Source organism: Streptomyces sp. NPDC042346, from assembly GCF_055581845.1.
Genome location: NZ_JBVJEH010000003.1, coordinates 23,008 through 38,994 on the forward strand (window position 1 = coordinate 23,008; position 15,987 = coordinate 38,994).

At 69.7% G+C, this 15,987-nt stretch carries 17 protein-coding genes, 1 tRNA gene, 1 pseudogene and 1 riboswitch; of the genes and pseudogenes, 11 read left to right on the forward strand and 8 right to left on the reverse strand.

What is annotated here, in order from left to right; all coding sequences use genetic code 11:
• Positions 1-49: 49 nt before the first annotated feature.
• Together ACZ6K0_RS13805 and ACZ6K0_RS13810 are read right to left on the reverse strand one after the other, a co-directional pair.
• Positions 50-1,315, reverse strand: coding sequence for a PTS transporter subunit EIIC (locus tag ACZ6K0_RS13805; RefSeq protein ID WP_376405438.1), 1,266 nt, complete (start codon positions 1,313-1,315; stop codon positions 50-52).
• A 287-nt stretch (positions 1,316-1,602) separates the two neighbouring features.
• Positions 1,603-2,901 carry a PTS transporter subunit EIIC gene (locus ACZ6K0_RS13810; RefSeq protein WP_376405440.1) on the reverse strand — a complete coding sequence of 433 codons (1,299 nt, stop codon included), beginning with the start codon at positions 2,899-2,901 and terminating at the stop codon, positions 1,603-1,605.
• 196 nt (positions 2,902-3,097) lie between these two features.
• On the opposite strand from ACZ6K0_RS13810, the gene ACZ6K0_RS13815 reads away from it, so the two are divergent.
• The 4 genes from ACZ6K0_RS13815 to rdgB all read left to right on the forward strand — a co-directional run bounded on the left by ACZ6K0_RS13815 (position 3,098) and on the right by rdgB (position 5,320).
• Positions 3,098-3,370, forward strand: coding sequence for a PTS sugar transporter subunit IIB (locus tag ACZ6K0_RS13815; RefSeq protein ID WP_376405756.1), 273 nt, complete (start codon positions 3,098-3,100; stop codon positions 3,368-3,370).
• Positions 3,371-3,477: 107 nt separating this feature from the next.
• Positions 3,478-4,209, forward strand: coding sequence for a ribonuclease PH (gene rph, locus ACZ6K0_RS13820; protein ID WP_376405442.1), 732 nt, complete (start codon positions 3,478-3,480; stop codon positions 4,207-4,209).
• An 89-nt stretch (positions 4,210-4,298) separates the two neighbouring features.
• The gene (locus tag ACZ6K0_RS13825) at positions 4,299-4,679 is read left to right on the forward strand and encodes a hypothetical protein (RefSeq protein WP_376405444.1); all 381 of its coding nucleotides are present in this window, start codon (positions 4,299-4,301) and stop codon (positions 4,677-4,679) included.
• Positions 4,680-4,717: 38 nt separating this feature from the next.
• Positions 4,718-5,320, forward strand: coding sequence for an RdgB/HAM1 family non-canonical purine NTP pyrophosphatase (gene rdgB / locus ACZ6K0_RS13830; protein ID WP_469233805.1), 603 nt, complete (start codon positions 4,718-4,720; stop codon positions 5,318-5,320).
• 52 nt (positions 5,321-5,372) lie between these two features.
• On the opposite strand, the gene ACZ6K0_RS13835 is transcribed toward rdgB, so the two are convergent.
• The 4 genes from ACZ6K0_RS13835 to bcp all read right to left on the reverse strand — a co-directional run bounded on the left by ACZ6K0_RS13835 (position 5,373) and on the right by bcp (position 7,396).
• Positions 5,373-5,447, reverse strand: a tRNA-Leu gene (locus tag ACZ6K0_RS13835).
• 12 nt (positions 5,448-5,459) lie between these two features.
• The gene (locus ACZ6K0_RS13840; protein WP_469233804.1) at positions 5,460-6,119 is read right to left on the reverse strand and encodes an HNH endonuclease signature motif containing protein; all 660 of its coding nucleotides are present in this window, start codon (positions 6,117-6,119) and stop codon (positions 5,460-5,462) included.
• The gene (locus ACZ6K0_RS13845; protein ID WP_469233802.1) at positions 6,116-6,766 is read right to left on the reverse strand and encodes an HNH endonuclease signature motif containing protein; all 651 of its coding nucleotides are present in this window, start codon (positions 6,764-6,766) and stop codon (positions 6,116-6,118) included. Before ACZ6K0_RS13845 ends, ACZ6K0_RS13840 begins: the two co-directional genes overlap by 4 nt.
• A gap of 162 nt (positions 6,767-6,928) precedes the next feature.
• The gene (gene bcp / locus ACZ6K0_RS13850) at positions 6,929-7,396 is read right to left on the reverse strand and encodes a thioredoxin-dependent thiol peroxidase (RefSeq protein ID WP_376405451.1); all 468 of its coding nucleotides are present in this window, start codon (positions 7,394-7,396) and stop codon (positions 6,929-6,931) included.
• 137 nt (positions 7,397-7,533) lie between these two features.
• Between bcp and ACZ6K0_RS13855 the strand changes: the two genes are divergently transcribed.
• From ACZ6K0_RS13855 to ACZ6K0_RS13865, 3 genes are all read left to right on the forward strand, one after another.
• Complete coding sequence (locus ACZ6K0_RS13855) at positions 7,534-7,854, forward strand: DUF3618 domain-containing protein (protein WP_329623236.1); 321 nt, start codon at positions 7,534-7,536, stop codon at positions 7,852-7,854.
• Positions 7,855-7,910: 56 nt separating this feature from the next.
• Complete coding sequence (locus ACZ6K0_RS13860; RefSeq protein WP_317595701.1) at positions 7,911-8,249, forward strand: GroES family chaperonin; 339 nt, start codon at positions 7,911-7,913, stop codon at positions 8,247-8,249.
• A gap of 54 nt (positions 8,250-8,303) precedes the next feature.
• Positions 8,304-8,366: riboswitch (guanidine-III (ykkC-III) riboswitch) on the forward strand.
• A gap of 34 nt (positions 8,367-8,400) precedes the next feature.
• The gene (locus ACZ6K0_RS13865) at positions 8,401-8,721 is read left to right on the forward strand and encodes a DMT family transporter (RefSeq protein WP_028811654.1); all 321 of its coding nucleotides are present in this window, start codon (positions 8,401-8,403) and stop codon (positions 8,719-8,721) included.
• On the opposite strand, the gene ACZ6K0_RS13870 is transcribed toward ACZ6K0_RS13865, so the two are convergent.
• Positions 8,715-11,033, reverse strand: coding sequence for a transglycosylase domain-containing protein (locus tag ACZ6K0_RS13870; protein WP_469233800.1), 2,319 nt, complete (start codon positions 11,031-11,033; stop codon positions 8,715-8,717). The two genes, ACZ6K0_RS13865 and ACZ6K0_RS13870, sit on opposite strands and share 7 nt — an antisense overlap.
• Positions 11,034-11,197: 164 nt before the next feature.
• On the opposite strand from ACZ6K0_RS13870, the gene ACZ6K0_RS13875 reads away from it, so the two are divergent.
• From ACZ6K0_RS13875 to ACZ6K0_RS13890, 4 genes and pseudogenes are all read left to right on the forward strand, one after another.
• Positions 11,198-12,001, forward strand: coding sequence for an ABC transporter permease (locus ACZ6K0_RS13875; protein WP_376405758.1), 804 nt, complete (start codon positions 11,198-11,200; stop codon positions 11,999-12,001).
• A gap of 124 nt (positions 12,002-12,125) precedes the next feature.
• A complete protein-coding gene (locus tag ACZ6K0_RS13880; protein ID WP_469233839.1) occupies positions 12,126-12,902 on the forward strand; it encodes an ABC transporter permease in 777 nt (258 codons plus the stop codon).
• Positions 12,903-12,906: 4 nt separating this feature from the next.
• Positions 12,907-13,884, forward strand: coding sequence for an ABC transporter ATP-binding protein (locus ACZ6K0_RS13885; protein ID WP_469233799.1), 978 nt, complete (start codon positions 12,907-12,909; stop codon positions 13,882-13,884).
• A 21-nt stretch (positions 13,885-13,905) separates the two neighbouring features.
• Positions 13,906-15,174, forward strand: a pseudogene (locus tag ACZ6K0_RS13890) (DUF445 domain-containing protein); the annotation flags it as partial.
• Positions 15,175-15,179: 5 nt separating this feature from the next.
• Here the strand turns inward: ACZ6K0_RS13890 and ACZ6K0_RS13895 are convergent.
• Positions 15,180-15,482 carry a hypothetical protein gene (locus tag ACZ6K0_RS13895; RefSeq protein ID WP_469233797.1) on the reverse strand — a complete coding sequence of 101 codons (303 nt, stop codon included), beginning with the start codon at positions 15,480-15,482 and terminating at the stop codon, positions 15,180-15,182.
• Between the last annotated feature and the right edge of the window lie 505 nt (positions 15,483-15,987).

The following is a 15,987-nucleotide window of genomic DNA, read 5'->3' on the forward strand; positions in this document are numbered from 1 at the left end:
AGCCCCGGAACCGTACGGTTCCGGGGCTCTTCCGCGTTGCGGGTGAGGATCACGCCTTGGTGAGGTCCTCGAGCTCCTCGTCGGACTCGCGGCCCGGGGTGGGGAGGTTGAACTTGGTGATCGCGAAGCGGAAGACCACGTAGTAGATCGCCGCGAAGACGAGACCGATCGGGATGATCAGCCAGGGCTTGGTCGCGAGGTTCCAGTTGAGCAGGTAGTCGATGCCGCCGGCGGAGAAGGTGAAGCCCGCGTGGACACCGAACGCCCAGGTGACGGCCATCGAGACGGCGGTCAGGACCGCGTGGATCGCGTAGAGGACCGGCGCGATGAACATGAAGGTGAACTCGATCGGCTCGGTGATACCGGTGACGAAGGAGGTCAGCGCGAGGGACACCATCATGCCCATGACGGCCTTGCGGCGCTCGGGGCGAGCGGCGTGGGCGATGGCGATCGCGGCGGCCGGGAGGCCGAACATCATGATCGGGAAGAAGCCGGACATGAAGATTCCGGCGCTCGGGTCACCGGCGAAGAAGCGGTTGAGGTCACCGTGGACGACCTCGCCGGCCGCGTTGGTGAAGTCACCGATCTGGAACCAGGAGACGGTGTTCACGAACTGGTGCATGCCGACCGGGATCAGCGCGCGGTTGATGAGGCCGAAGAGGCCGGCGCCACCGGCGCCGAGGCCGGTCATCCACTCGCCGAAGCTGGAGATGCCCTCACCGATGGGCTCCCAGATCAGGCCGAAGAGGACACCCATGGCGGTGCCGACGAAGGCCATGATGATCGGGACGAGACGGCGGCCGTTGAAGAAGCCGAGCCAGTCGACGAGCTTGGTGCGGTGGAACTTCTGCCACAGGACGGCGGAGATGAGACCCATCAGGATGCCGCCGAGGACACCGGGGTTGTTGAACGTCGCGGCGACGTCGACACCCTTGTTGGCGGTCGTGTTGACGACGGCCTCGGTGATCGGGAAGGCCTTCAGCACGTTGCTGTAGACCAGGAAGCCGACGAGCGCGGCCAGGGCGGTGGAGCCGTCCGCCTTCTTGGCGAAGCCGATGGCGACGCCGATACAGAAGAGCAGGGGCAGGTTGTCGAAGACCGCGCCGCCGGCGGTGGCGAAGACGGAAGCGACCTTGTCCCAGCCGAGACCGTCCTTTCCGAAGACGTCGGCCTGGCCGAGACGGAGCAAGATACCCGCGGCCGGCAGAACGGCGATCGGCAGCTGCAGGCTGCGACCGACCTTCTGCAGGCCCTGGAACAGGCCGGATCCGCGCTTCTTCGCGGGAGCGGCGGCCTGGGCGGTGGCCGTACTCATCAACTTCCTCCAGTAAGGCAAGGCGCCGCCAGGGACAGTGAACACGGGGGGAGGCGACGTCTCGTGGAACGCGGTGGTCTGGACCGCGTGGTCTACACCAATCAGTGGTGTAGACCAGTTTTAGCACGTGAGACTTAGATAAGGAACCTGCGAATTTTGTGTGCTCGGCCATAGCTGGAAATGCACGACATAAGGCCCCCGGACCGTCAGGTCCAGGGGCCTTGTGCAGGGCTTACGAGGGGGGCGAAAGCCCCGAATCGGTCAGGTTCTCCAGGGTGACCGCAGCGCTACTTGACGTTCTCCCGCTCCATCTCGTCCCCGATCTCGTCCGGCTCGCGGCCGGGCGTCTGGAGGTTGAACTTGGTGATCGCGAAACGGAAGATCGCGTAGTACACGACCGCGAAGGCGAGACCGATCGGAATGATCAGCCACGGTTTCGTCGCGAGGCCCCAGTTGATCACGTAGTCGATCAGACCCGCCGAGAAGCTGAAGCCGTCCTTCACGCCGAACGCCCACGTCACCGCCATCGAGACACCCGTCAGCACCGCGTGGATCGCGAACAGGGCCGGCGCGATGAAGAGGAACGAGTACTCCAGCGGCTCCGTGATGCCCGTGACGAACGAGGTCAGCGCCACCGAGAGCATCAGGCCCCCGATCTCCTTGCGGCGGTGCGGCTTCGCACAGTGGGTGATCGCGAGCGCCGCCGCCGGCAGCGCGAACATCATGATCGGGAAGAAGCCCGTCAGGAACTGGCCCGCGTTCGGGTCGCCCGCCAGGAACATGGGGATGTCGCCATGGACCACCGTGCCGTCCGGCTTCTCGTACGTGCCGAACTGGAACCAGATCGGCACGTTCAGGAACTGGTGCAGGCCGATGACGAGCAGCGCACGGTTCGCCACACCGAAGATGCCGGAACCCCAGGCGCCGAGGCCGACCAGCCAGTCGCTGAAGTTCTCCAGGGCGTCACCGATCGGCGGCCAGACCCACAGGCAGAGCGAGGCGAACACGATCGCCACGAACGTCATGATGATCGGGACGAGACGGCGGCCGTTGAAGAAGCCCAGCCAGTCGACCAGCTTCGTCCGGTGGTACCGCTGCCACAGGTACGCGGTCATCAGACCCATGACGATGCCACCGAAGACACCGGGGTTCTGGTACGTGTAGGCGGCGAAGGCCTCCCCGGGCGCCAGGCAGCCGCCGCCGATGTCCCTCGTACCCGGCGGGCAGTCCTTCGGGAACTGACGCAGGACCGTGTAGTAGACGAGGAAGCCGACGACGGCCGCGAGCGCGGTCGAGCCGTCCGACTTCTTCGCCATGCCGATGGCGACACCGACGCAGAACAGCAGCGGCAGACCGAGGTTGCCGTCGAGCAGGGCGCCGCCCGCGCCCGCCATCACCGCGGCGACCTTGTCCCAGCCGAGACCCTCCGCGCCGAAGACGTCCGGCTGGCCGAGCCGGTTGATGATGCCCGCGGCCGGCAGCACCGCGATGGGGAGCTGAAGGCTGCGCCCCATCTTCTGCAGCCCCTGGAAGAGCCCGCCCCACAGGGACTTCTGCGGCCGCGCCGCGGCGCTGTCCGTACTCATCGGCGTCCTCCCTGCCCGGAACATGCCGGGTCCGCATTCCGTTGCACACTGGTGTAGACCAGTTGCGATAGGCTCCGGGAGCCCGCTGAGGACAGGCCGCCGGTGATCGTCATCATTCGGCAGAACGGCGGCACTCGCTCGCGAAGTTGGGCCAACCGTGGGTTACCGTGACAAAGCGGACCACAGGTGCGCCGAGATTCGCGCTCGCGCGAACGGAACGGACAGGGAGAAACACATGGCCAGCAAGGCTGAGAAGATCGTCGCCGGGCTCGGCGGCATCGACAACATCGAAGAGGTCGAGGGCTGCATCACCCGCCTGCGCACCGAGGTCATCAACGCCGACCTCGTCGACGAGGCCGCGCTCAAGGCCGCCGGCGCCCACGGCGTCGTGAAGATGGGCACCGCCATCCAGGTCGTCATCGGCACCGACGCGGACCCGATCGCCGCGGAGATCGAAGACCTGATGTGAGACCTGATGCGAGCGACTGACTCGCATCGACAAGGGCCCGTTCCGGCAGGGGAACGGGCCCTTCGTCATGGGCGAGGCCCTCCGCCGTCTCCGGCTACCCTCGTCCCATGTCTCGTATCGACGGCCGTACCCCCGAACAGCTCCGCCCCGTCACCATCGAACGCGGATGGAGCAAGCACGCCGAGGGCTCCGTCCTCATCTCCTTCGGCGACACCAAGGTCTTCTGCACCGCCTCCGTCACCGAAGGCGTCCCGCGCTGGCGCAAGGGCAGCGGCGAAGGCTGGGTCACCGGCGAGTACTCCATGCTGCCCCGGGCCACCAACACCCGCGGCGACCGCGAGTCCGTCCGCGGCAAGATCGGCGGCCGCACGCACGAGATCTCCCGCCTCATCGGCCGCTCGCTCCGCGCCGTCATCGACTACAAGGCCCTCGGCGAGAACACCGTCGTCCTCGACTGCGACGTCCTCCAGGCCGACGGCGGCACCCGCACCGCCGCCATCACCGGCGCGTACGTCGCCCTCGCCGACGCCGTCGCCTGGGCCCAGGGCAAGAAGCTCGTCAAGGCCGGCCGCCAGCCCCTCGTCGGAACCGTCGGCGCCGTCTCCGTCGGCATCGTCGACGGCGTACCCCTCCTCGACCTCTGCTACGAGGAGGACGTCCGCGCCGACACCGACATGAACGTCGTCTGCACCGGCGACGGCCGCTTCGTCGAGGTCCAGGGCACCGCCGAGGCCGAGCCCTTCGACCGCGAGGAGCTCAACGCGCTCCTCGACCTCGCCTCCGGCGGCTGCGCCGAACTGGCCGAGATCCAGCGCAAGGCGCTCGAAGGAACCCTCTGACCCCTCGCTGCGTCATGACGGGCGGGCACACGGATAAGCTCCGTGCGCCCGCCCGTCGTTCGTCCTACGTACCTGGGGGAGAACCCGCCGTGAAGCGCCGTCTCGCACTCGCCGTGGCCACCGCCGCCGCACTCACCACCGTCCTGAGCGGCTGCGGAGCCCTCGACACCGCCATGGACTGCGTCAAGACCGCCGACGCGATAGCCACGTCGGTCGACAAGCTCAGCCAGGCCGTCTCCAACGCCTCGAACGACCCGACGCAGATCGAGGAGTCCCTGAACTCGATCAGCACCGAGCTCGGCAACCTCAAGGACACCACGGACAACGCCGACCTCAAGAAGGCGGTGGACGACCTCACGAAGGGCGTCGAGTCCGTCCGTACAGCGGTCAAGAACGGCGACACGACCCCGGACATCCAGCCGATCACGGACGGGGCGAGCGAAGTGGCGAAGGTCTGCACCCCGGGCTAGAGGTCCAACGGACCGCGCCAGCCCCGGATAATCGGGGCATGACCCGTCTGATCCTCGCCACCCGCAACGCGGGCAAGATCACCGAACTCCACGCGATCCTCGCCGACGCGGGCCTCGACCTCGAACTCGTCGGCGCGGACGCGTACCCCGACGTGCCCGACGTCAAGGAAACCGGCGTCACCTTCGCCGAGAACGCGCTCCTCAAGGCCCACGCCCTGGCCCGGGCCACCGGCCTCCCGGCGGTCGCCGACGACTCCGGCCTCTGCGTCGACGTCCTCAACGGCGCCCCCGGCATCTTCTCGGCCCGCTGGTCCGGCACCCACGGCAACGACCGCGCCAACCTGGACCTGCTCCTGGCCCAACTGTCCGACATCGACGACTCCCACCGCGCGGCCCACTTCGCCTGCGCGGCGGCCCTGGCCCTCCCGGACGGCACGGAACGAGTCGTCGAGGGCCAGATGCGCGGCACCCTCCGCCACGCCCCGGTCGGCACGAACGGCTTCGGCTACGACCCGATCCTCCAGCCGGACGGCCACGAGGTGACCTGCGCGGAACTGACCCCGGCGGAGAAGAACGCGATCAGCCACCGAGGCAAGGCCTTCCGAGCACTCGTACCGGTGGTTCGGGAGCTGCTGGGCTGAGAACGGTCGGACGAGGGCGCGACACCTAGTGGTGACGCGCCCCTCGTCGGCGTGGGCCCGGTGGGACTCGAACCCACGACATACCGGACCTAAACCGGCACCCTCTGGCCAGCTGGGGTACGGGCCCATCGCCACCACTCTACTGGGCTGATGCGGTCTCCCTTCTGCCTCCCCTGCACCAGGTGCTCGTGACCGCATGGCAGTTGGGGCACAGCAGCCGCAGGTTCTCGCGCCGGTCGTCGCGCCAGTCCCCATTGATGTGGTCGACCTCCAGGGTCATTGGCATGCCGAGCCACGCGGGGCCGACGCCGCATCGAGCGCACTCTTCGGGCACACCGAGTTCGCTCAGAGCGCGGTGCAGCCGCTTGGTGGTCGTCCGGTACGTGTTGTCGTGGTGTACCAGAATGTCTTCCGCGCGTTTGGCGGTCGGACTCGGCTTGCCGCGCTGGTGGGCCTGCCCCAGGAAGTGGGCGGTTGACAGGCCTTCTTCCGTGATCCATCTCCGTAGATTCGCGCGCTGCGTAGCGTTGCCTGTTCGGCCCAGACGTTGCAGAGTCATCCTCACGGAGGTCGACTGCGCGACCGCCTCCCGCAGGTCATGTGCACTCGGGCGGGCGAGTCTCCCGAAGGGCGGGAAGTGTGAGACGTCGATGCCGAAGTGGGTGAAGCGCCTCATGAGGTAGCGGGGGAGTGCGTTGTACGGCTTTGTACCCAGGAAGGCGATCGCCTCGTCGATGTCGGCGCACCGCGCCGCCGCTTCGGTCAGGCGCTCGCGGGTGTACCGCGTGCCGCTCGTCATCGTGTGCGACCCTTGCCCCGGCCTCGGTAGCTGTCCGTCGTCGAGTGGCAGTTGGGGCAGAGTAGCCGCAGGTTCTCGATCTGATTGTTCCGCCAGTTGCCGTCGATGTGATCAACCTCCAGCGGCAGCGGATCGCCCAGCCACTTGGCTTCAATCCCGCACAGGGCACATCGCTCCTCATGGCCGAGCTCCTGGATGGCCCTCCTGAGCCGCCGGCCGGGGATGCGCTGTGCATGAGCCGAGCCGTTCGCGACGAGGATCTCCTCGGCCGTCCGGCGCCGTTGGTTGAATCGCATGTTCCCGGTTCGGACCGAGGGTGTGAAGTGCGAGGTGTCGATCCCGTACGCCTTGATCCGTCGGCTGATGTGGGTGTGCTGCCCGCCGACGACCTCCACCCCGAGGTGCCGCAGCACCTCGGACATGTTCGTCGAGGCGGCCACGGCCTGCGTCAGGACGTCACGCGTCCAACGTGTCCCCTCCTGCTCGAAGTGCGAGATGTCCACCCCCAGCTTCCGCATCCGCTCCCGCACGTACCTTCGCGACGAGCTCTTCGGATCCACCGCCAGCCGCTCCAGCGCCTCCGTCAGCGTCCGCGCTCCCCGCGCCGCCGCTTCGAGGCGCTCCTTCGTGTACGCGCTCGTTCCCATCGGGCCCCCTCCGCTCCGGCCACCAGTTCGTGGCCTCGCACGGAGTAACGAGCCGAATATCGGACGGTTACGCCATATCGCGTACTGTCGCGTCCGGTAAGCGGAACGGGCCGCACCGCCCCGGAAGGCGGTACGGCCCGTTCGGCATCGCAGGGCGAGGGCTCAGATGCCCAGGTCCCTGATGATCTTGGCTACGTGGCCCGTCGCCTTCACGTTGTAGAAGGCGTGCTCGACCAGGCCGTTCTCGTCGACGACGATCGTCGAGCGGATGACGCCCGTCACCGTCTTGCCGTACAGCTTCTTCTCGCCGAAGGCGCCGTACGCCTCCAGGGTCGTCTTCTCCGGGTCGCCGACCAGCGTGACCTTCAGGTTCTCCTTCTCGCGGAACTTCGCGAGCTTCTCCGGCTTGTCGGGGGAGACGCCGATGACGTCGTAGCCCGCACCTGCCAGCAGGTCCAGGTTGTCGGTGAAGTCGCAGGCCTGCTTCGTGCAGCCGGGGGTGAGGGCCGCCGGGTAGAAGTAGACGATGACCTTGCGGCCCTTGTGCTCCGCGAGCGAGACGTCGTTGCCGTCCGCGTCGGGCAGGGTGAAGGCGGGGGCGGTGTCGCCGGTCTGCAGTCGCTCGCTCATGGCTCTCCTCAGGAAAGTGCGCTTACGCGTTCAGAGCCTAATGGGGGTCGCCTAATAGGGGTCGGGGGCGGCCCATCGGCGGTGGAGCTGACAGACTGTCCGTCAACGACCGGATACACGACTACGGAGGCAGCGCGGTGTCGGACGCCAGGACCCCTGCGCAGATCGAGGCGGACATCGTCCGCCGGCGCGAGCAGCTCGCCGTCACTCTCGACGAGATCGGCATTCGGGTGCACCCCAAGACGATCATCGGGGACGCCAAGGCCAAGGTCGCCTCGACGGTCGACCAGACCGCCGGCCGCGCCTTCGTCGCCGTCAACCGGGTCGTCTCGGACGTGAAGGCCCGTTTCACCCATGAGGACGGCGCACCCCGCCTGGAGCGGGTCGTGCCGGTGGCGCTCGTCGCCGTCGCGGTGGTCGGGCTGATCGCCGCGTCCTCCCGCAGGAGCAAGGGATAGCGGTCGATGGCCCCTCCCGGCCGCGGGCGACACGCCCGGGCAGGTAGGTTCGGACCGTGAGCGAGAACACGCACGACAAGCTGCCCATCCGGATGCTCCACGACCGGGTCCTGGTCCGCACCGACTCCCCCGAGGGGGAGCGGCGCTCCGGCGGCGGCATCCTGATCCCGGCGACCGCCGCCGTCGGCCGTCGCCTGTCCTGGGCCGAGGTGGTCGCGGTCGGTCAGAACGTCCGGACCGTCGAGATCGGCGACCGCGTGCTGTACGACCCCGAGGACCGCGCCGAGGTCGAGGTGCGGGGCACCGCGTACGTACTGATGCGGGAGCGGGACCTGCACGCGGTGGCCGCGGACCGGTTCCAGGGCGCTACGGACTCGACCGGGTTGTATCTGTAGACGTAGAGCTGCCGGCCCTGGTGACCATCGTCACCAGGGCCTTTGCATGTTCTTTGCTAGCCTGGAGACACACCCGACGAGACGCGCCGTACCGGGATGACGACAAGACGACGCACCCCCTGTTGTTCCGTCTCGCGGAGGTGTCGTCGTCATGGCCTGGGTTCTTCTCGTGGTCGCGGGTCTGCTCGAAGTCGGCTGGTCGATCGGTATGAAGTACACCGACGGCTTCACGCGGCTCTGGCCCAGCGTGTTCACCGGCGCCGGGATCGTCGCCTCCATGCTGCTGCTCTCGCACGCCGCCAAGACGCTGCCCATCGGTACCGCGTACGGCGTGTGGGTCGGTATCGGCGCGGCCGGTGCGGCGGTGCTCGGCATGGTGGTGCTCGGTGAGCCGGCGACCGCCGCCCGGATCTTCTTCGTCTGTCTGCTGCTCGTCGCGGTGGTGGGTCTGAAGGCGACCTCCGGTCACTGACGAGGGCTGCTGCCGGGCGGGTGGGTACTGCCGGGTGGTTGGGGACTTCCAGGCGGTAGGGGACTGCCGGGCGGTTGGGGGCTGCGGGGCGGCAGGGGGCTGCGGGAGACCGCTGACCCCGGGCCCGCCTCGCCGGTCAGGTAGAGGTCTTCCTCGCCGCCCGAGCCGCCCGGCCCGTCCGGTCCGCCTGGGCCACTTGGGTCACCCGATCCGCCTGGGCCCCCCGGTCCTTCCGGGCCCTCCGGGCCGTCCGGCATCGGCGGTACCGGTGGCAGTGCCTCCGCCCCCGCCATCAGCTGGAGGTCGAAGTCGCGCGGTGGCGTTCCCGCCAGCGCCTCCCGGGTGAACCGGGCCCAGATCTCGGCCGGTGCCCCGCCGCCGTTGATCCGGGGCAGTCCGAGCGCCCCGTACAGCGGTTCCTGCCGGCCCGACTCGGGGTCCTGGCCCATCAGCGCGACGACCGTCGCGAGTTCCGGGGTGTAGCCCGCGAACCAGGCGGCCTTGTCGTCCTCCGCCGTGCCCGTCTTGCCCGCCGCCGGCCGCCCCGCGGCCTGCGCCGCCGTGCCCGTACCCGCTTCGACGACGCTCCGCAGGATCGACGTGGTCGTGTCGGCGGCCTCCCTGGTGACCGCCTGCCCGGCCGGGCGGGACGGCAGGTCCACCGTCTCGCCGCCCTTCGTGACGCCCTCGACGAGCGTGTACGTGCCGTGCCGGCCGTGCGCGGCGAGCGTCGCGTACGCCGAGGCCATGTCGAGGACGCTGGCGGTGGCGGGACCGAGGGCGATGGACGGGGAGGCGGTGAGGTCGGGGGTGGAGCCGGGCAGGCCGAGGGCGATGGCGGTCCGCCGTACGTGCGCGGGGCCGACGTCCACGGCCATCTGGGCGTACACCGCGTTCACCGACAGACCGGTGGCCTCGCCGACGGCGATCTCGCCGTAGCTGGTGTCGTCCTCGTTGGCGGGGTCGTACGGGCTGCCGTTCCAGCCCTCGACCGGGCGCCGGTTGGTCCCGTCGTACAGGGTGTACGGGGTGATCGGCAGGCCGTACTGGGTCTGCGCCCCGCTCTGCACGGCCGCCGTGAAGACGAAGGGCTTGAAGGTGGAGCCGACCTGGTAGTCGCGGCGCGTGGCGTTGTTGACGTACTGCCGGGTGTAGTCGATGCCGCCGTACATCGCGACGACCTTCCCGGTCGCCGGGTCGACGGCGGCCGCCCCGACCCGTACGTAGCGGTCGACGGGGTCGCGTGCCGGGTCGAGCCGGGAGATGACCCGGTCCTCGACGGCCTGCACGAGCGTCTCCTGCTGGGCGCGGTCCAGTGTGGTGGTGATGCGGTAGCCGCCGGCGGCGAGGGTGTTCTCGTCGATGACGTCGTGGCCGGTCAGGTACTCCTCGACGGCCTGGACGAGATAGCCGCGCTGTCCGGAGAGGCCGGTGGCGGGGCGGGCGGTCTGGGGGAGGGGGAAGCGGGCGGCGGCGCGTTCGGCGCGGCCGAGCCAGCCCTCGGTGACCATGCCGTCGAGGACGTAGTTCCAGCGCGCGACGGCCGTGGCCCGGTTCTCGGGGTGGGTGGTGACGTCGTAGGCGCTGGGGGCCTTGAGGAGGGAGGCGAGGTACGCGCCCTCGGCGGTGTCGAGCTGCTCGACGTCCTTGCCGTAGTAGGCGCGGGCGGCGGCCTGGATCCCGTAGGCGTTCCGGCCGAAGTAGCTGGTGTTCAGGTAGCCCTGGAGGATCTCCTCCGCGGTCTTCTCGCGGCCCAGCTTGATCGCGATGAAGAACTCCTTGGCCTTGCGGGTGAGGGTCTGTTCCTGGCCGAGGTAGTAGTTCTTGACGTACTGCTGGGTGATGGTGGAGCCGGACTGGCGGCCCTTGCCGGTGACGGTGTTCCAGGCGGCGCGGACCATGGCCTTGGGGTCGACGGCGCGTGAGGTGTGGAAGTCGCGGTCCTCGGCGGCGAGGACGGCCTGGCGGACGCCGAGGGGGACCTGGTCGAGCCGGACGTTCTCGCGGTTGACCTCGCCGTCGCGGGCGATGGGGCTGCCGTCGCGGTAGAGGTAGACGTTGGACTGGGCGACGGCGGCGGCGTTGGCGGGCGGGATGTCCACCAGGAGGTAGCCGGCGGCGAAGGCTCCGGCGAGGAGCAGGACGCCGAGCAGGCAGAGGCCGAACAGGGTCCGCAGGACGCGCCGGACGCGTCCCGCGCGTCGGGGCCGGTTCGGCGCGGGGGGTGGCGGAGCGGAGAGGGTGGGGTCCCTCGGCTCCCAGCCCGGTCGGGATGGCCGGGGGGTGTCGCTCGTACCGGAGGAAGGGGGCATGGCACCTCATATTGCACGTCATGCGATGAAACTCCTGAATGCGACCCGAATGTGAGGGCAAGGCGGCGAGAAAACCGCTCGCGGTGCGGAGTCGCTCCTCGCTAGGGTCGTGCGCTTCGGCGTTTTTCGGCGCATTGTGCACGTTTCCGGGGAGGAGAGGCATGCTGCGGCTGTACGCGACGGTGGCCGCGGGTGGCTTCCGGCGCCATGCGACCTATCGGGTGGCGACGGCGGCGGGGGTGTTCACCAACACCGTCTTCGGCTTCATCCTGTCGTACACGTACATCGCTCTCTGGGACGAACGGCCGCAGCTCGGCGGCTACTCCATGGACGACGCCCTCGCCTATGTGTGGATCGGACAGGGGCTGATCACCGTCTGCGGGCTGATGGGCGGCGGCTTCGAGGACGAGCTGATCGAGCGGATCAGGACCGGGGACATCGCGGTCGACCTCTACCGCCCCGCCGACCTCCAGACCTGGTGGTTCTCGGCCAACCTGGGCCGGTCGGCCTACCAGCTGCTCGGCCGCGGGGTCGTCCCGATGGCGGTCGGCGCGCTCGTCTTCGACTTCACGCTGCCGTCGGGCCCGGGGACGTGGCTCGCGTTCCTGGTGGCGGTGGCGCTCGGCTCGATCGTCAGTTTCGCGATCTGGTACCTGGTCGCGATGAGCGCGTTCTGGCTGCTCGACGGCCAGGGCGTGGTGCAGGTGGCGTGGCTGGGCGGCCTGTTCTTCTCGGGGATGCTGCTCCCGCTGACCGTCTTCCCGGGCGCGCTGGGCGAGCTGGCGCGGGTGCTGCCGTGGGCGTCGATGCTCCAGGTGCCGGCCGACGTGTACCTGGGGAAGTACGCGGGCGGGCGGGAGCTGGCGGGGGCGTACGCCTTCCAGGGGTGCTGGGCGCTGGTGCTGTTCGGGGCGGGTCGGCTGGTGCAGGCGGCGGCGACGCGGAAGGTGGTGGTGCAGGGTGGCTGAGACGCTCCGCGCGAAGGAGGAGCCCCGGGGCGCGCACCTGGGCGCGCACCTGGGCGGGCCACGACAGGTGCCGGACTCCTGGCGTCCGTACCGGTGGGTGTCGGAGTCCTGGCGTACGTACCGGATGGTGGCCGGGATGTGGATCCGGTCGACGATGACGTACCGCTCCTCCTTCGCCCTGACCCTGGCCACCAGCTTCTGCGTCACCTTCTTCGACTTCGTCGTCATCCTCCTGATGTTCGGTCAGGTGAAGGGCCTGGGCGGCTTCGCCTTCGCGGAGGTCGCGCTGCTGTACGGGACGGCGGGCACGTCCTTCGGGCTGGCGGACCTGACGATGGGCTCGGTCCAGCGGATGGGGAAGCGGGTCAGGGACGGCTCGCTCGACATGTTCCTGATGCGTCCGGCGCCGCTGCTCGCGCAGGTCGCGGCGGACAAGTTCGCGCTGCGCCGGTTCGGCCGGGTCGCCCAGGGCCTGCTGGTCCTGGTGTGGTCGCTCGTCCTGCTGGACGTGGACTGGACGCCGGTGAAGGTGCTGCTCCTGCCGGTGATGCTGCTCTGCGGGGCGGTGATCTTCTCGGCGGTGATGGTGCTGGGCGCGTCCGCGCTGTTCTGGGTGCAGGACGCGGCCGAGGTCACGAGCTCGTTCACGTACGGCGGGAACACGCTGCTCGGGTACCCGCCGACGATTTTCGCGCAGGAGCTGGTGCGGGGGGTCGTGTACGTCGTACCGCTGGCGTTCGTGAACTGGCTGCCCGCGCTGTACGTGCTCGACCGGCCGGCCCCGGCGGGCGTGCCGGGCTGGGCGGTGTTCGCGTCGCCGCTGGTGGCGGCGGTCTGCTGCGGGGTGGCGGGGCTCGCGTGGCGGGCCGGAATCCGTTCGTACCGATCGACAGGAAGCTGAGGCCGTGCCGTTCATCGAGTTGGAGTCACTGGAGAAGACCTTCACGATCCGCCGGAGGACGGGCCTGCTGCGGCGGTCGAAACGCGAGGTCAGGGCGGTCGACGGCATCAGCTTCGGTGTGGAGCGCGGGGAGATGGTCGGCTACATCGGTCCGAACGGGGCCGGGAAGTCGACCACGATCAAGATGCTGACCGGCATCCTCACGCCCAGCGGGGGCCGGCTGCGGGTCGCGGGCATCGACCCGGCGCGGGAGCGGACCCGGCTGGCCCAGCGGATAGGGGTGGTCTTCGGGCAGCGGACGACGCTCTGGTGGGACCTGCCGCTGAAGGACTCGTACCGGCTGATGCACCGCATGTACCGGATCCCCGACGACCGCTTCCGCGAGAACCTCGCTCGCTGCGTGGAGCTCCTGGAGCTGGGCGACCTCCTCGACGTACCCGTCCGGCAGCTCTCCCTCGGGCAGCGGATGCGCGGCGACATCGCGGCGGCCCTGCTGCACGACCCGGAGGTGCTGTACCTGGACGAGCCGACGATCGGTCTGGACGTCGTGTCGAAGGCGAGGGTGCGGGAGTTCCTGAAGGACCTGAACGCGGCGCAGGGCACCACGGTCTTGTTGACCACCCACGACCTGACCGACATCGAGCAGCTGTGCTCGCGGGTGATGGTGATCGACCACGGGAAGCTGATGTACGACGGGCAGCTGGCCGGGCTGCACGCGGTCGGGGAGAGCGAGCGGCTCCTGGTGGTCGACCTGGAGCGGGAGCTGCCGCCGATCGAGGTGCCGGGGGCGCGCTTCGTACGGAGGGAGGGCCCCCGCCAGTGGCTGGCCTTCCCGGCCTCCGCCTCGGCGGCGCCACTGGTGGCGGCGGTGGCGGCGAGGTACCCCCTTCTCGACCTGTCGGTGCGGGAGCCGGACATCGAGGCGGTGATCGCGAAGATGTACGGGGGAACTCGGGAGGGTCGCCGGGAGTCCCTGATGTAGGGACGTAGGAGGTCGAGTCCATTGGTGAGTTTCTCGTACACGGCGGCTGACGAGGAGAAGAGCAGAGGCGTCCGGCGGATGAAAACGCTGGCGACGTCTCTGCTGCTGGCGGTGGCCGTGATCTACGGTCTCGCGACCTGGGCGCGGAGCTCGGGGGCGGGGCCCTGGGCGGGGTACGTGGCAGCGGCGGCGGAGGCGGGCATGGTCGGCGCGCTCGCGGACTGGTTCGCGGTGACGGCGCTCTTCCGCCGGCCCCTGGGACTCCCCATCCCCCACACGGCGATCATCCCGACGAAGAAGGACCAGCTGGGCGCCTCACTGGGCTCGTTCGTGGGCGAGAACTTCCTCTCCGCGGACGTCGTACGGGGAAGGCTCCAGGCCTTCGGCATCGGCAGCCGGCTGGGGGCGTGGCTGGCGGACCCGGCGCACGCGGACCGGGTGACGGCGGAGGCGTCGACGGCGCTGCGGGGGGCACTGACGGTCCTCCGCGACTCGGACGTGCAGGCGGTCGTGGGCGAGGCCATCACGCGCCGGGCGGAGTCGGCGGAGATCGCCCCAGGACTCGGGAAGACCCTCGAAAAGATCGTCGGGGACGGCGCGCACCACCGGGCGGTGGACCTCGTCTGCACCCGCGCGCACGACTGGCTGGTCACGCACGGCGACTCGGTCATGGACGCGGTGCAGGGCGGCGCGCCGGGCTGGACCCCGCGCTTCGTCGACAAGCGCATCGGCGAGCGGGTCTACAAGGAGCTGCTCCGCTTCGTGACGGAGATGCGGGACATGCCGGCGCATCCGGCGCGCGGCGCGATCGACCGCTTCCTGACGGACTTCGCGGCCGACCTCCAGGCGGACACGGACACGCGGGCCCGCGTCGAGCGCCTGAAGGCGGACCTCCTGGCCCGCCCGGAGATCCAGGACATCATCGCCTCGGCATGGTCCTCGATCCGCACCCTCATCATCGCGGCGGCCGACGACGACCGCAGCCAACTCCGCCTGCGCGCACGCACCTCACTGATGTCCCTGGGCAACCGCCTGGCGACGGACCCCCGCCTCCAGCGGAAGGTCGACGGCTGGGCGGAGGACGCGGCGTCGTACGTCGTCACGACGTACCGGGACGAGATCACGTCCCTGATCACGGACACGGTCGCCGGCTGGGACGCCACCCAGACCTCGAAGAAGATCGAGGCGAACATCGGCCGCGACCTCCAGTTCATCCGCATCAACGGCACGGTGGTGGGCGCGCTGGCGGGCCTCTTGATCTATACCTTCAGCCACGCACTGGGAGGCTGAGGGCCTCAGCCCTTCTCACGGGTGACGGCCCAGGAGGCCGCGGCGACACCCCCGGCGACGGAGAATACGGCGGGCCAGGCGCCGATCTTCTTCGCGAGCGGATGCGACCCGGCGAACGCGGCGACGTAGGCGGTGGTGAGCCCGGCGGCCACCTTCCCCCCACCGACCTGCTGCCACTCCCGAGCGGCAAGCGCCCCGGCCCCGGCAAGCACGACCCCACCGAGCGGCCGCTTCTTGGTCCACCGAGCAACGGCATATCCCCCGACGAGTCCGGCGGCGGCTATGGCGGGGGAGGGGATGCGGGGCATGGCGAAGGTCCCTTTCGATCGGTGAGGTATCGGCGCATACGAGCCTAACGAGGAGGCTCGCAGGGCTGAGGGACAGGTCTGCTTCTGGTGGGGCCGCCCTCTTTCCGAGTGTGGCGGCCTCCACCACCGCGTCAAGGGCGCTCCTTCGTCGCGTCGGCTTCGCCGATGGGCTGTGCCCACCCTTGACCCGGCGGCGGAGGCCGCCTTTTCACACTCGGAGGGCGGCCGGGGGCGTGGCCACGCGGGGGCCCGGGTATCGGCCGGGGCTGGACGGCGCCTGACGGGCCGGTGGGTGGGGGCTTGGTTTGCGGTGGGGCAGGGTGGGCTCCCTTGGCTTGGTAGGGGTGCGCGGTTGTTGAATGGGGCGGCCCGGCTTGGCTTAGCGGGGGCAAGGCCGGTGGGTGGTGGGGATTCAGGCCCCGCTGGTCTGTCTTGGTGGGTGGCGGGGTGCTGTCGGCGAGACATTCGTGCACTTTCGCGGCCCGATGAGGGTGAAATGTGCCCT

Coding starts and splice junctions, on each gene's coding strand:
- bcp (WP_376405451.1), bottom strand. CDS start 7,396: ATGAGCGAGCGACTGCAGACCGGCGACACCGCCCCCGCCTTCACCCTG.
- ACZ6K0_RS13895 (WP_469233797.1), bottom strand. CDS start 15,482: ATGCCCCGCATCCCCTCCCCCGCCATAGCCGCCGCCGGACTCGTCGGG.
- rdgB (WP_469233805.1), top strand. CDS start 4,718: ATGACCCGTCTGATCCTCGCCACCCGCAACGCGGGCAAGATCACCGAA.
- ACZ6K0_RS13865 (WP_028811654.1), top strand. CDS start 8,401: ATGGCCTGGGTTCTTCTCGTGGTCGCGGGTCTGCTCGAAGTCGGCTGG.
- ACZ6K0_RS13805 (WP_376405438.1), bottom strand. CDS start 1,315: ATGAGTACGGCCACCGCCCAGGCCGCCGCTCCCGCGAAGAAGCGCGGA.
- ACZ6K0_RS13810 (WP_376405440.1), bottom strand. CDS start 2,901: ATGAGTACGGACAGCGCCGCGGCGCGGCCGCAGAAGTCCCTGTGGGGC.
- ACZ6K0_RS13880 (WP_469233839.1), top strand. CDS start 12,126: ATGGTGGCCGGGATGTGGATCCGGTCGACGATGACGTACCGCTCCTCC.
- rph (WP_376405442.1), top strand. CDS start 3,478: ATGTCTCGTATCGACGGCCGTACCCCCGAACAGCTCCGCCCCGTCACC.
- ACZ6K0_RS13870 (WP_469233800.1), bottom strand. CDS start 11,033: ATGCCCCCTTCCTCCGGTACGAGCGACACCCCCCGGCCATCCCGACCG.
- ACZ6K0_RS13840 (WP_469233804.1), bottom strand. CDS start 6,119: ATGACGAGCGGCACGCGGTACACCCGCGAGCGCCTGACCGAAGCGGCG.
- ACZ6K0_RS13845 (WP_469233802.1), bottom strand. CDS start 6,766: ATGGGAACGAGCGCGTACACGAAGGAGCGCCTCGAAGCGGCGGCGCGG.